A 13,954-nucleotide genomic window follows, 5' to 3' on the forward strand; every position below is an offset into this window, starting at 1 on the left:
TTATTCAATGTTCTGAATCTGTTCCCGCACCTTTTCAATCTCTGTCTTAAGGTCTATCGCGATATTGGAAGTCTCCAGATCATTTGCTTTGGACAGGATCGTATTGGCTTCCCGGTTCATCTCCTGTGCGATAAAATCCAGCTTTCTTCCGATGCCGTCTCCGTCCGACAATACGTGTCTCATGTTGTCAATGTGACTCTTCAGTCTGACGGTTTCCTCGTCTGTACAGATCTTGTCTGCAAACAGTATAACTTCCGCGGCAATTCTGGACTCCTCGATCTGATTGTCTTCCAGCAGCTCACCGAGTTTCTTTTCCAGCTTTTCGCGGTATTCCTTCATGATTTCCGGGGAACGGACCTCGATTGCGGCAACCTTCTCCTGCATTCCTTCCAGTTTCTCAAGCAGGTCGTTCTTAAGATCTGCTCCCTCTTTTTCCCTGGAAGAGGAGAATGCTTTTGCGGCATTTCTGAGTGCCTGTTCCAGAATTCCCCAGAGTTCTTCCTCATCAGCCGGCTGTTCTTCCATGGTAAAAACCTCCGGATAACGCGACAGACCGGAAACCGTGATATCATTTTCGATTGAAAAATCACGTTCCATCTCCTGCAGGTAATCCAGATACTGTCTGGCGATATCTCTGTTGTATTTCAAAGAGATCCGGCTCTGAGTATAGTTTTCATACGTGATAAAAACATCCACTTTTCCGCGCTGCATATATTCCTTTAATACGCTGCGGACGGCGGATTCAAACAAGCTTAACTTCTTCGGTATCTTAAAATTAAAATCCAGATACCGATGGTTAACCGATTTCATCTCAACCGTAAACCTGTATTGTTCGTCCTGCACCTCAGAACGCCCAAACCCTGTCATACTTTTCATCATGTTAATACTCTTCTCATTTCTTTCAATGATTGCATGAAAAGTGCCTCGCACTTAAACATACAAATTTATTATAATTCATTACAAAACCCTAGTCAAATCATTTTTTTCTGCTATAATAAATTCATAAAAGGAGAAGAATATGGCATTTGACGGTATTACAATAGCAAACATCACATCGGAACTGAATCAGACCATCACCGGAGGAAAAATCAATAAGATCGCACAGCCTGAAAATGATGAGCTTCTGATCACAGTTAAAAACAATAAAGAACAGCATCATCTGTTTATTTCTGCAAACGCTTCCCTGCCGCTGATCTATCTCACAAAAAATAAAAAGCCGAGCCCTCTGACCGCTCCGAACTTCTGTATGCTCCTTCGCAAGCATATCGGCAGTGCCAGGATCCTTGGCATTACCCAGCCGGGTCTGGAACGTATTATTCAGATTAAGCTTGAACATCTGAATGAACTGGGAGACCTCTGCAGGAAATATCTGATCATAGAAATTATGGGAAAGCACAGCAACATCATTTTCTGCAATGAAGACTTTTGTATCATTGACAGTATTAAACACGTTTCCGCACACATGAGTTCTGTCCGCGAAGTTCTTCCCGGACGGGATTATTTTATTCCGGAGACACGCGAAAAATATAATCCTTTTTGCGTAACTCAGGATGAATTTATGAATCACGTGCTGACAAGACCGTTACCGGTCGGGAAGGCGCTGTACAGTTCTCTTACCGGGATCAGCCCGCTCATCGGTGAGGAGTTATGCAGCCGGGCTTCCATAGACGGCGGCGCATCCACAGATTCACTGGACGGACTCGAAAAGACACACCTGTATCATACATTTCTTCGAATGATGGAGGATGTAAGCGGCGCTGCATTTACACCGAATATTATTTATAAAGATAAAGAACCGGTGGAATTCTCCAGTCTTACGCTTTCGCTGTATCAGAATTTCCAGTCCGTTACATATGAATCGGTCAGTGCAATGCTGGAAGCTTACTATGCAGCGCGAAATATCGTGACCCGTATCCGGCAGAAGTCGTCTGAACTCAGGCGGATCGTGCAAACCTCACTGGAGCGCAGCGTAAAAAAATATCAGCTGCAGCAAAAACAGCTGAAAGACACGGAAAAGAAGGAAAAATACCGTGTGTACGGTGAACTGATCAACGCTTACGGATACAATCTGGAACCAAAGGCAAAGTCATTTGAAGCAATGAACTACTATACCAATGAAATGATTACCGTCCCACTGGATCCGCAGCTGGAGCCATCTGAAAATGCAAAGAAATACTTTGAGCGGTATAACAAGCTGAAGCGGACTTCGGATGCGCTCGATTCGCTTCTCGCCGAGACGAGATCGGAGATCGAACATCTGGAATCTATTTCAGTTGCGCTCGACATCGCCCGTGCAGAGGAAGATCTCGTTCAGATCAAAGAGGAACTGGTGGAATTCGGATATATCAAACGAAAACATGACGGCGGGAAAAAGGTCAGGATAACCACGAAACCGTATCACTATGTTTCAAGTGACGGATATCATATTTACGTTGGTAAGAATAATTTTCAAAACGATGAATTGACTTTTAAGTTTGCAAACGGAAATGACTGGTGGTTCCACGCAAAAGGCCAGCCGGGATCGCACGTGATCATAAAAGGGGACGGCAGCGAACTTCCGGATACCACCTTCGAGGAAGCGGGGCGCCTCGCAGCCTATTATTCGAAAGGCCGCAGCGCTCCGAAAGTGGAAATCGATTATACTCAGCGGAAAAATCTGAAAAAGCCGAAAGGCGCGAAACCCGGATTCGTCATCTATCCTACGAACTATTCACTGCTGATCGAACCGGACATCTCCGGGATAAAGTCCGCTGAGGGGAACAAATGATAAGACAGATTCATGGACAGATAGGAGCTTTATGAAAAAATTAGTGAAAAAAGCGAAGGAGGAACCTCTGATCGAAGAAGTCAGTCGGACGATCACCCGGTTTTCTCCGGATATTCATACCGGCCTGACCCTGGAACAGGTGGAAGAACACATCCGTCAGGGGTGTGTCAACACACCGGTTGATCCTCCTTCTAAAAGTGTAAAAGAAATCATACTGGGCAACCTGCTGACGTATTTCAACCTCGTGTTCGCTGTCATCGCAGTACTTTTAATTCTGGTCGGCTCTTTCCGCGACCTGACGTTTCTTCCTGTGATCATCGCAAACACCTTAATCGGCATCATTCAGGAAATCCGTTCGAAAAATGTTCTGGATAAACTGACGGTGCTGAACGCACCCAAGGCCGCCGTCATCCGCGGCGGAGAAGAACAGACCATACCGGCTGACGGCCTCGTATTAGATGACATTGTCCTGTTCTCGGCCGGCAATCAGATACCCGCGGATGCACGTGTCATGAGCGGTGAGGTACAGGTTAATGAGTCTCTGATAACCGGTGAATCGGACGAGATCACCAAGAAAAAAGACGATTCCCTCCTCTCCGGAAGCTTCGTCGTATCCGGCAGATGCCTTGCCAGGCTTGAAAAAGTCGGTGCGGATTCATACGTATCCAAGCTGACGACCGAAGCGAAAGCGGCGAAGGAAGGAGAACAGTCTGAGATGATCCGTTCCCTGAATAACCTCGTACTTACTGTCGGTATCATTATCATACCGATCGGCGCCGTGCTGGTCGTTCAGCAGCTGCTGTTTGCGAAAGCCTCTCTGCAGTCCAGCATCACCTCCATGGTAGCCGCCGTCATCGGTATGATACCGGAGGGATTATATCTCCTTGCCAGCATTGCCCTGGTCGTGAGCGTCATGCGGCTGGCCGGGAAAAAAGTACTTGTCCACGACATGAAGTGTATCGAGACGCTCGCCCGTGTCAATGTGCTCTGTGTCGATAAGACAGGGACAATCACCGAAAACACCATGGAAGTCAACGACGTGATCCCGCTGGATGGATACAGGGAACATGAAGACGGCCCTCTCGAACTGATGCTCGGTGACTTCGTGTATGCGATGTCAAAAGACAATATCACCATGGCCGCAATGAAGGAGCGTTTCCGCGATGTCACCGGAAAAATAGCGGCGTCCACAACATCCTTTTCTTCCGCGTACAAATACAGCAGCGCAGTATTCGGAAGTGATTCCTATGTCATCGGCGCACCGGAATTCATCCTGCGTTCACAGTACGATGAATACCGGGAAGAGATCGAGTCACACAGCAGTGAAGGATACCGGGTACTGATTTTCGCCCGCTATCACGGAACTGCCGACGGGAAAGAACTCACTTCCCCTGTGACCCCTCTGTGCCTGGTGCTCCTGTCCAATCCGATCCGTAAGGAAGCCAAGTCTACCTTTGAATATTTTGCCGCACAGGGCGTCGATATCAAAGTTATCTCCGGCGACAACCCGGTCACAGTATCCAAAGTGGCAATGCAGGCCGGCATACAGAACGCGGATCAATACGTAGATGCACAGACACTGCTGACGGAAGACGATGTCAGTCAGGCTATGCAGAAGTATACGGTGTTCGGAAGAGTCACGCCAAACCAGAAGCGGCAGTTTGTCAAGGCCTTGAAAAGCCAGGGGAAAACCGTCGCTATGACGGGGGATGGCGTCAATGACGTACTCGCGCTGAAAGATGCAGACTGCAGTGTTGCCATGGCCTCCGGAAGTGATGCCGCCGCACAGGCTTCACAGCTCGTCCTGCTGGACTCAAATTTTGCCTGTATGCCGTCGGTTGTACTGGAGGGCAGACGTGTTGTGAATAATATCCAGCGTTCTGCCAGCCTGTTTCTGGTCAAGAATATTTTCTCTTTCCTGATGGCAATGTTCTCGATCGCATTTATGATCAATTATCCGCTGGAACCGTCACAGATATCTCTGATCAGTATGTTCACGATCGGTATCCCCGGTTTTCTTCTTGCACTGGAACCAAACGAAAAAATCATTGAAGGCCATTTTATCACAAACGTCCTGTTAAAGGCGCTGCCGGCGGGGCTTACTGACTTCTTTATTGTGAGTGCGCTCGTTGTATTCGGTCTGGTGTTCGGGGTGGATTCGACGGACATATCCACCGCCTCCACGCTCCTGCTCGCGGCTGTCGGACTTATGATCCTTTACCGCATCAGCAAACCGATGAACAGAATGCGCTGGACCGTATTTACCGGAGTGACCGTTGGTATGCTGATCTGCATTTTCTTTGTCAATAACCTTTTTGCTATCAGTATGGTATCCCTGAAATGCGGTATGCTTCTCGGTGTATTCGCTCTGGCGACAGAACCTGTTCTTCGCTATACGAGCAGCATCATAGAAACACTCGAGAAGTTCTTCAGTACTATGCGTCAGAAGAAACGGCTTAAAAGAGAAAACACAAAAAGAGCAAAAGACAAATAAAATTCGGAAATCTTTTAAATAATGCATCAGAGTACTAGACTTATTCAGGGAGAAGAGAAACAAATGAAAAATGAAAAGACAAATACCTTTAACAGCCGCATCGGGTTTATTCTGGCATCGGTGGGGTCTGCGATCGGCATGGGCAATATCTGGATGTTCCCATACCGGCTCGGCCAGAATGGAGGCGCCGCCTTTCTGATTCCATATTTTCTGTTCGTCGCGTTGTTCGGATATGTCGGATTGTCCGGAGAGTTTGCACTCGGCCGCCTCACGGGTACAGGGCCTGTCGGCTCCTATGATTATGCGATGAAAAGCCGTGGGAAACGCGGGGGAAAGATCCTGGGAGCCATACCGCTGCTCGGATCCTTCGGCATCGCCATCGGATATTCCGTCATCGTCGGTTGGGTTCTCCGTTCCATTTTCGGTTCAGCAACAAATGCGATCAATACCTCCGGCTCAGAAGCATATTTTGCTCAGGCGACAGGAACCCTTGGCAGCGTGCCGTGGCATCTGATCGTCATTCTTCTGACGGCGTTCATTCTGATGCGGGGTGTCACCAGGGGAATCGAGAAAATTAACAAGATCATGATGCCTGCTTTTTTTGTCCTGTTTTTTATCATCGCCGTACGAGTTGCGTTCTTATCCGGCTCCTCGGAAGGGTATCAATATCTGTTTATTCCAGACTGGAGCGCACTGCTGAAGGTGAATACCTGGGTCATGGCAATGGGGCAGGCGTTCTTCTCTCTGTCGATAACAGGATCCGGCATGATCATCTATGGAAGCTATCTGAGCAAATCAGAAAATATTATCCACTCCTCCCTGATGACTGCGGTGTTGGACACATGTTCCGCACTGCTTGCAGGCCTTGCGATCATCCCGGCGGTCTTTGCATTCGGCATGGACCCGACCTCCGGACCGCCGCTGATGTTCATCACGCTGCCGAAGGTTTTCGCACAGATACCTTTCGGAAGCGTGATCGCTGTCCTGTTCTTCGTCTCCTGTCTGTTTGCAGGGATCACCTCCCTGATGAACATGTTTGAGGTGTGCGCGGAGGCTGTACAGAAACTGCTCCGTGTAAAGCGAAACGTATCCGTAGCCATCGTATCGGCAATCATCTTCGGTATCGGTCTGTTCATTGAAGCGGAGAGCCGGCTGGGAAGCTGGATGGATGCCATAACGATCTATGTTGTACCGTTCGGCGCACTTCTGGGAGCGGTGATGATCTACTGGGTTCTGGGAAAACGGGAAATACACACGGAACTGAATCTGGGTGCGGCAAAACCCGTCGGGAAATTTTTTGAGTTTGTTTCAAAATACATTTACGTAATACTTGCGGTTGTCGTCTTTATTCTCGGTATCCTTTATGGCGGCATCGGCTGAAAAGTTTAGATTTATTTTCGCGTCACAGCCAAATAATGTATGCTATAATAAGCGTAATTACCAGACGACAAATCATATTCATGAAGCAGAAAGAAGGAATGAAGATGAAAATCGGAATTATCAGATGCATGCAGACAGAGGATTATTGTCCTGGTACAACGGACTTTAAGATGATCCGGGAACGCAAGGGCGCCTTTGAAGGGGTCACGGAAGAGATTACTGTCATCGGCTTTATCAACTGCGGCGGATGTCCTGCGAAAAAAGCCGTTCTGAGAGCCCGGGAACTCGTCAGAAGGGGAGCAGATACGATCGTTTTTGCCTCGTGCATTCAGAAGGGAACCCCGATCGGCTACCCGTGTCCCTTTGCAAAAAAGATGAAGGATCTGATACAAAAAGATCTGGGTGAGGATATCCGGTTCATCGATTACACACATTGACGAAAAAGCAGAAGCCTTTTGTTTCTCAACAAGTGGCTTCTGCTTTTTAATTTTCTATGTATCGGTATAACATTCCTGGCACGTCGATTAATTAAAACCTAGTCACTTCAGCTTTTACCAGCCTGACGGGAATTTTCCGGTACTGCTGACCTTCCGGATATCCCAACATCAGTGAACCGTACGCACTGCTGCCGTCGGAAATGCCCAGCAGGTTCCGGCATTTTGGTATTGCATTCACAAACCGTGTCAGATAACCGCCCCAGCAAGTGCCGACTCCTTCCGCCTGCAGGATCAATTCTGCCGACGCAAGCGCAATGGCGGTATCCTGCCATGGATTAAGCGCATCGTCTTTGCAGACTCCGATCAGCAGCACCGCGTTCTCTCCCATGACAGGATTGTTATGATTTTCATATTCTGACAGGATCTCCATGGATACCTGATTCTCTTTGCAGTGCAGCAGAATCAATTCCATCAGTTCCGTCTTCACGGCCTCCGTCTCTATAAGGATCCATCTGTCAGGGTGCTGATTCTTGGCACTCGGCGCGATCATTGCGGCGTCCAGCGCTTTTTTTATCAATTCCCGGGGTACCTGTTTTTTCTGGAATCTTCTGTAGGAACGCCTCTGGAAAATCAGTTGTTCTACTGCTGCACTGCACTGTTCCGGCAATGGACGTACTTTCTCAGAGACTGCAGATTCTCCATCATAAGTGATTGCCTCTTTCGGGCAGACTGCCGCACAGTGCATGCAGGCGACACAAGGTTTTCCGGTATGTACGGCTTTCCCGCCATCACCGCGCTTCAGCACGGTAAATGGACAGACCTGTATGCACTGTCCGCAGCCGATGCATTTTCTTTGATCAATTGTTATCATATCTGTATCTCCTTATATACTCTGATTGTATTTTAACACCGATCTGCATTCTCGTCATCATTTATCATCATTTACATCTATTTCCAGGCGATTACCCTGAATTTTTTGCCCTGATACCCGTATTTCCAAAATTCCATTCGGGAAGGGCTGTTTCGATATCGATCATTGGTAATCCTGATCTTTTTATAACCAGCCCCGCGAAGCAATTCCAGATCCGCATCCGGACGTTCCGACATCACCATCGGCAATCTGGTAAAAACGCCCTCCTCTTCTCCGTGTGCTGCTTTCCGCGGAATCTTCCTCTCCGTCACGGTTATCAGACATTGTGACAGAACTTTCCATGCTGTGATCTTAAGAGAATTTTGACCGCGGCGGTAATTTCCATCATAAATGATGATCCTGCCTTCCGGTCTTAAAACCTCTCGCCATCTCTCAAAAGCTTTCTGAGGATCATATAATGTCCAGACAACGTCTCTGGATATAATGACATCATAACTTGCCTTTCTCTCCTCCGGCAATTTGACTGCATCTTCCACCTGAACATCCGCATCCAGCCCTTCTGCAGCAAAATTACCCGCTGCGCAGCGCACCATACCCCCAGAACCATCGATCGCTTTTACACGATGACCAAGACGTGACATAATAATTGTCAGAAATCCAGGTCCGCATCCTACATCCAAAATATCCCTGGGTTCATTTCCCAGTACTTGTCTCAGCTCTTCCATCCAGTAGGCTACTTCCTTTTTATCTGCAAGCTGTTCTTTGATCATCTCATCATAGCCGCCGGAGTCCTGCGACCATGCTTCCTCTAATTCTTTAAACATCGTCATCCTCCGTTTACTGAATATCTACCTCTCCCCAGATGATACCTTCATAAGAAGTAGGGGCCTCGGTAACTCCTGTCAGGCGTTTATTATATACGTACTCTTTGTTTGGATAATACAGCGGAATACACACTGCCTGATCATTCATCCTCGTAAAGATGGCGTCATATAATGTTGTCCTCTCATCTTCGTCAATGGTGACTAATACTTTCTCAATGTTCTCGTTGATCTGTTCATCATACCAGGAAACAGAGGGATTTCCTTCGGATTGATAGAACAGACTGGAAAGGAAACCATGAGGATTCCAGGAATCTTCATAAGTACGATAAATGATCATATCGTAATCTCTTGTCGACCAGATTGCATCATAATAGGATGCCGACTCCATCTGAACCAGCTCAACCTCGATTCCAACCTTTGCATATTCAGACTGCAGATATTCGCAAATTGTCTTCCAGTTTGCAAATTCCTCTGTCTGGAATACCAGTCGGAATGACAGTTTTTCTCCGTCTTTCTCCACGATGCCGTCTCCGTTTGTATCTTCGTACCCTGCATCTTTTAAAAGTTCCGCCGCTTTTTCTGTATCATATGCATAACCAGGACTGTTCTTTTCTGTCACATATGGTGTATTCGGGGTAAAAAGACCGGTTGCGGCTGTGCCCGCTCCATCCAGCAGGTCATTTACAAGCCCTTCCTGATTGGTGGCATAATTCAATGCCTGGCGAACTCTCTGATCCTGAAGCGCTTTATTTTCATAATTGAGAATCAGATAAAAACTCTGTGTACCATTGGCCTTTAGTATTTCCAGATTCTCATCATTTTCTATTACTGATTTATTTTCCACCGGTGTATCACCGATCGTAATATCCGCTTCACCGCTCTGCATGGCCATGGTTCTTGCCTGTCCGTCTTCTACCAGTTTCAGGATGACTTTATCTACTTTCGGTGCTTCTCCGTAATAATAGGGGTTGGGAACCAGTACCACTTCCTGGTTGGTTTTATAGTTCTCAACCATCCACTGCCCGGCTCCGATCATCTCTTTAAAATCTCCTTCTTCATCTACTGCATTTTCACTCAGCATACGATAAGGACGTGGGTACGTAAATTCGATCAGACAGGGATATGCTACTTTGTCAAAAATAAAAGTAACGGTATAGTCATCAATTTTTTTTACATCCAGCAGCGTTGCAGAAAATACCTGCTGTTCCGTCCAGCGGGAATAATTAAACAGTACACTGTCTGCATTAAAATCTGTACCGTCAGAATATTTTGCATCTTCTCTCAAATGAAAGGTGTATTCTTTTCCGTCCTCGCTGATCTCCCATGATTTAGCCAGCGCCGGCTCAATTTCGCCGCCGGATCCATATTTGACCAGCGGTTCATAGACCATTTCCAGCAGTCGGAAATCTTCGTCACAGCTTGAGATCGTATCAGCATCCTCCGGTGTTATATCACTGGAAATCAGGGCTGTTACCACCTTTTCTTCTGCCGATGTCGTTTCACCGTCCTCCTGTGCCGCCTCTATGCTGCCGGATTCCTGGGAAGTACTCATATCACCTCCTGAACTGCATCCTGTAAGGAACAGTACCGAGCTTATAACTGCTGTCACAAATAGTCTGCTTGCTTTTTTTCTCATCGTTTTGTCTCTCCTTTTTTATGTATGATAACAGTGACAGGCGACATCATGTCCTTTTGCCGCTTCCCTGAGTAAGGGCTGAACTTCTTTGCACACTTCTTTACGATAGGGGCACCTGTTTTGGAAACTGCAGCCTTTTACATCATTTTGTACAGCTGCCGGCCGTGCACCATTTGGAATTCCAATCTTTCTTTCTCTTGGATCTGTTGCCGGAATCGACTGGAACAACAGCTTCGTATATGGGTGAAGTGCCGTTTTTTCGATCTGTTCCGTCTGAGCGATCTGCTCCACAATTTTCCCCTGATACATGATAGCTACAGCATCACATACATAGGGGACATTGGACAGATCATGCGTAATCAAAAGATAAGTAATACCGAATTCCTGACCCATATCCCGCAACAAAGTTAAGATTTGTTTTCGTATGGAAAAGTCCAGACTTGAGACTGGTTCGTCACAGATTACCATTTTCGGATGGAGCACGAGTGCCCTCGCAATATTGGCTCTCTGACATTGTCCACCGCTGATCTGGCTGGCATAGCTGTTTCTAAAGGACGGATCCAGACCGACTTTTTCCAGTACTTCCTCTATAGCTTCGCTGTACTCTGCCTTTGACAGCGAGACGTAGTTTTTCAACACTTCATAAATACTCTCGCCAATCGTATACCCCGGGTCAAATACTCCGCTGCTGCTTTGGAATATCATCTGCATATCCCTGCGCAGTCTGCGGATTTCTTTTTCCTTCAGATTTTGAATTTCTTTTCCCATAAAAGAAATTGTTCCTGAAGATACCTTTTCAAGTCCTACTGCCAATTTTCCAAAAGTTGTTTTTCCGCTTCCGCTTTCACCAATCAGTGCCAGTGATTTTCCTTTGATAAGCTTGAGCGAGACACCGTCGACGGCTCTGATTGAATCTGTTTTGCCGTAAATTTTTTTCACTTCGTCAGCCGACAATATAGTTTTCATGTTTTGTCTCCTTTATAGGATTGCATTCAGCAGCTGTTTTGTATAATGATGTTTTGGATGGTGAAATACAGTATCCACATCGGCATCTTCTACAATTTCACCATCCTGCATGATATAAACATAATCTGCAATCTCCGCAACAACTCCAAGATCATGGGTAATAAATAAAACGCCCACGTTCTCTTTTTTGCTCATCTGGTATATTTCCGAAAGAATCTGTCTCTGAACCGTCACATCCAGAGCTGTTGTCGGTTCATCTGCAATCAAAAATGTAGGATGAAGTGCCATGGCGATGGCAATCATCACACGCTGACACATCCCTCCGCTTAACTCAAAAGGGTATTTATTCATCAACTGCTCTGGATTTTGCAGGTCCACTGCCTCCAGGTACGATACCGATTTTTCAAAAGCTTCTTTCCTGTTTATCTTATAGTGGCACAAAAGCCCTTCTGACATCTGATTTCCCACAGTATACAATGGACTTAACGAGGCAAGCGGATCCTGGAAAATCATACCCATCAGGGTGCCGTTTAGCTTCTGGCGCTGTTTTTGGGAAAGATCTTTGAAAAGGATATCACCGGTCCGTATATCGCCCTTTACAACCTTGCCATTGGCAGGCAGCAAATCCATAATGGCAAGGGAGGTGACTGATTTTCCACTTCCGCTCTCCCCCACCAGTGCTGTGATCTTCCCTCTTTGTACTTCCAGACTGACTCCGTTTAATGCGCGAACCACACCTTCTGAGGTGTAAAATTCAACATGCAGATCAGTGACGGTTAGCCGATCATTTTGCTGACATTCCATTTTTCATCCCATCTCCTAACAAATTAAAGGCCATTACTACAATTACAATCACAATTCCCGGGTACATCATCAGGCGGGGATATGTCTGAATAAAACTTTGACTGTCACTTAGCATGATCCCCCACTCCGGTACAGGCGGCTGTACGCCCAGCCCGATAAAGGAAAACCCGGCGATCGCCAGGATAATCGAACCAATTTCAATCGTCGCCAGCGCGATGATTGAGGGCGAAATATTTTTTAATACATGTTTAAAAATAATCTGTCCGTGGCTGCATCCCCCTGCTTTTAATGCCAGCATATAATTCTGTTCTTTGACTTGCATCGTCAAAGCCCTCGTAAGCCTTGCATAGGCAGCCCAGTATACACAGGACATGGCGATTACCAGATTTCTTCCGCTGGCGCCCAGAGTGCCGGCAATCGCAAGTGCAACGATAAAGCTGGGCATCGCCATAAAGATATCTATGATCCGCATCATAAACAGATCCAGTTTTCCGCCCACATATCCGGAAATAAGACCAACAGGCACTCCGATCAGCAGCGTCAACAGCAGCACAATACCGCTGTACAGCAGAGAATATCTGCTTCCCCATATCAGCCGGGAAAGGATACAGCGTCCCAGCTGATCCGTTCCCAGCAGGTAGCTGCGGCTGGGCCCTTCCAGTTTATGGGCAACATCCACCAGTAAGGGATTATTAGGTGCGAGGACAGGTGCAAAGACAGCGACAACGATAAATAGCAGAACAATGATCAGCCCAACCTTGGTTTTGCCCTGCCGAAATATCTGTTTCCATCTGGTATTGGATAACCCTTGATTTTCCAGCTCTTTTGCTCGTTTTTTCATAACAACCTCCTATTCCAGCTGAATTCTGGCATCAATCGCTGAATACAGGATATCGATCAGAAGATTGAGCACCACCACAAAACAGGTGATGACCAGAATAAAACACTGAAGCACCGGCAGATCTTTTGTATAGACAGCTTCAAGCGCCAGCTTTCCAATTCCCTGGATAGAATAGATCGATTCTATCACTGCTGATCCGCACAGAAGACTGACACACATGCTGCTCATCTGTGTAATTACAGGCAGGATTGCGTTCTTCAGTCCATGCTTCATTACAATTTTAAAACCTGATAACCCTTTGGCGCGGCAAGCACGGATATAATCTTTTTTTAATACATCACTCAAATTTGTTCTCATCAGACGAATTACCACACCAAAGTAGCCGATGTCCAGCGTGACCGCTGCCAAAATAGGAACATCCGTCCCGCCGATGATTGGAATCAGCTTTAATTTCACTCCAAAAAGGTAAAGCAGCATCAGCCCCAGCCAGAAAGACGGCATGGAGACACTGAAAAAGGAAAACACCTGCAATAGTTTGTCGATCCAGGAATGTTCCCACACTGCCGATATAATTCCAAGCGGAATTGCTGCCAGCAACAGGAGCAGAAACGCTGTCACTGCCAGTTTCAGTGTAGCCGGAAACCGTTTTGCCAGTTCTTCCACCGCAGACTTCTGGGTCTGATAGGAAGTCCCAAAATCCCCGTGCAGCACATTTCCCAGCCACCTAACATATTGTCTGCAGATTGGCTGGTCCAGACCATTTTCATGGCGTACCTGTTCAATCTCAGTCTGGGTGGGGTGACCATAGATCTGTTCTGCCAGGACCCTTGCCGCATCACCTGATGACAGTGTACTCAATCCAAACACCAATATGGACATCACCAGTACAATCGGCAACAGTATCAACAATCTTTTCACCACATATTTCAGCACA

12 protein-coding genes are annotated in these 13,954 nt (G+C 46.8%); 4 read left to right on the forward strand and 8 right to left on the reverse strand.

Features of this window, described 5'->3' with window-relative positions:
* The gene (locus NQ502_RS00275) at positions 1-879 is read right to left on the reverse strand and encodes a YicC/YloC family endoribonuclease (protein WP_028527875.1); all 879 of its coding nucleotides are present in this window, start codon (positions 877-879) and stop codon (positions 1-3) included.
* 139 nt (positions 880-1,018) lie between these two features.
* On the opposite strand from NQ502_RS00275, the gene NQ502_RS00280 reads away from it, so the two are divergent.
* The 4 genes from NQ502_RS00280 to NQ502_RS00295 all read left to right on the forward strand — a co-directional run bounded on the left by NQ502_RS00280 (position 1,019) and on the right by NQ502_RS00295 (position 7,078).
* Complete coding sequence (locus tag NQ502_RS00280; protein ID WP_028527874.1) at positions 1,019-2,767, forward strand: Rqc2 family fibronectin-binding protein; 1,749 nt, start codon at positions 1,019-1,021, stop codon at positions 2,765-2,767.
* Positions 2,768-2,798: 31 nt separating this feature from the next.
* Complete coding sequence (locus NQ502_RS00285; RefSeq protein ID WP_028527873.1) at positions 2,799-5,261, forward strand: cation-translocating P-type ATPase; 2,463 nt, start codon at positions 2,799-2,801, stop codon at positions 5,259-5,261.
* A gap of 63 nt (positions 5,262-5,324) precedes the next feature.
* Positions 5,325-6,641 (forward strand): sodium-dependent transporter, encoded by a 1,317-nt coding sequence (locus tag NQ502_RS00290; RefSeq protein WP_028527872.1) that lies wholly within the window; start codon positions 5,325-5,327, stop codon positions 6,639-6,641.
* A 104-nt stretch (positions 6,642-6,745) separates the two neighbouring features.
* Complete coding sequence (locus tag NQ502_RS00295) at positions 6,746-7,078, forward strand: CGGC domain-containing protein (protein ID WP_028527871.1); 333 nt, start codon at positions 6,746-6,748, stop codon at positions 7,076-7,078.
* Positions 7,079-7,169: 91 nt separating this feature from the next.
* Here the strand turns inward: NQ502_RS00295 and NQ502_RS00300 are convergent, their stop codons facing one another.
* The 7 genes from NQ502_RS00300 to NQ502_RS00330 form a co-directional block, all read right to left on the reverse strand.
* The gene (locus NQ502_RS00300) at positions 7,170-7,949 is read right to left on the reverse strand and encodes a nitroreductase family protein (RefSeq protein WP_028527870.1); all 780 of its coding nucleotides are present in this window, start codon (positions 7,947-7,949) and stop codon (positions 7,170-7,172) included.
* 77 nt (positions 7,950-8,026) lie between these two features.
* The gene (locus tag NQ502_RS00305; protein ID WP_207637653.1) at positions 8,027-8,773 is read right to left on the reverse strand and encodes a class I SAM-dependent methyltransferase; all 747 of its coding nucleotides are present in this window, start codon (positions 8,771-8,773) and stop codon (positions 8,027-8,029) included.
* Between the two features lie 13 nt (positions 8,774-8,786).
* On the reverse strand, positions 8,787-10,409 hold the full coding sequence (locus tag NQ502_RS00310) for a nickel ABC transporter substrate-binding protein (RefSeq protein WP_028527868.1): 1,623 nt from the start codon (positions 10,407-10,409) through the stop codon (positions 8,787-8,789).
* A gap of 18 nt (positions 10,410-10,427) precedes the next feature.
* Positions 10,428-11,375 carry an oligopeptide/dipeptide ABC transporter ATP-binding protein gene (locus NQ502_RS00315; protein ID WP_028527867.1) on the reverse strand — a complete coding sequence of 316 codons (948 nt, stop codon included), beginning with the start codon at positions 11,373-11,375 and terminating at the stop codon, positions 10,428-10,430.
* Positions 11,376-11,387: 12 nt separating this feature from the next.
* Complete coding sequence (locus NQ502_RS00320) at positions 11,388-12,179, reverse strand: ABC transporter ATP-binding protein (RefSeq protein WP_049898051.1); 792 nt, start codon at positions 12,177-12,179, stop codon at positions 11,388-11,390.
* On the reverse strand, positions 12,160-13,020 hold the full coding sequence (gene nikC / locus NQ502_RS00325) for a nickel transporter permease (protein WP_028527866.1): 861 nt from the start codon (positions 13,018-13,020) through the stop codon (positions 12,160-12,162). The genes NQ502_RS00320 and nikC overlap by 20 nt, the downstream gene beginning before the upstream one ends.
* 9 nt (positions 13,021-13,029) lie before the next feature.
* Positions 13,030-13,953, reverse strand: a complete 924-nt coding sequence (locus NQ502_RS00330) for an ABC transporter permease (RefSeq protein WP_028527865.1) — start codon at positions 13,951-13,953, stop codon at positions 13,030-13,032.
* Position 13,954 lies beyond the last annotated feature (1 nt).

The organism is Ruminococcus gauvreauii, from assembly GCF_025151995.1.
GTDB lineage: Bacteria > Bacillota > Clostridia > Lachnospirales > Lachnospiraceae > Ruminococcus_G > Ruminococcus_G gauvreauii.

Excerpts from the sequence above, each read along its gene's own strand:
- NQ502_RS00275 (WP_028527875.1), bottom strand. The coding sequence starts at position 879 with ATGATGAAAAGTATGACAGGGTTTGGGCGTTCTGAGGTGCAGGACGAA.
- NQ502_RS00280 (WP_028527874.1), top strand. The coding sequence starts at position 1,019 with ATGGCATTTGACGGTATTACAATAGCAAACATCACATCGGAACTGAAT.
- NQ502_RS00285 (WP_028527873.1), top strand. The coding sequence starts at position 2,799 with ATGAAAAAATTAGTGAAAAAAGCGAAGGAGGAACCTCTGATCGAAGAA.
- NQ502_RS00290 (WP_028527872.1), top strand. The coding sequence starts at position 5,325 with ATGAAAAATGAAAAGACAAATACCTTTAACAGCCGCATCGGGTTTATT.
- NQ502_RS00295 (WP_028527871.1), top strand. The coding sequence starts at position 6,746 with ATGAAAATCGGAATTATCAGATGCATGCAGACAGAGGATTATTGTCCT.
- NQ502_RS00300 (WP_028527870.1), bottom strand. The coding sequence starts at position 7,949 with ATGATAACAATTGATCAAAGAAAATGCATCGGCTGCGGACAGTGCATA.
- NQ502_RS00305 (WP_207637653.1), bottom strand. The coding sequence starts at position 8,773 with ATGTTTAAAGAATTAGAGGAAGCATGGTCGCAGGACTCCGGCGGCTAT.
- NQ502_RS00310 (WP_028527868.1), bottom strand. The coding sequence starts at position 10,409 with ATGAGAAAAAAAGCAAGCAGACTATTTGTGACAGCAGTTATAAGCTCG.
- NQ502_RS00315 (WP_028527867.1), bottom strand. The coding sequence starts at position 11,375 with ATGAAAACTATATTGTCGGCTGACGAAGTGAAAAAAATTTACGGCAAA.
- NQ502_RS00320 (WP_049898051.1), bottom strand. The coding sequence starts at position 12,179 with ATGGAATGTCAGCAAAATGATCGGCTAACCGTCACTGATCTGCATGTT.
- nikC (WP_028527866.1), bottom strand. The coding sequence starts at position 13,020 with ATGAAAAAACGAGCAAAAGAGCTGGAAAATCAAGGGTTATCCAATACC.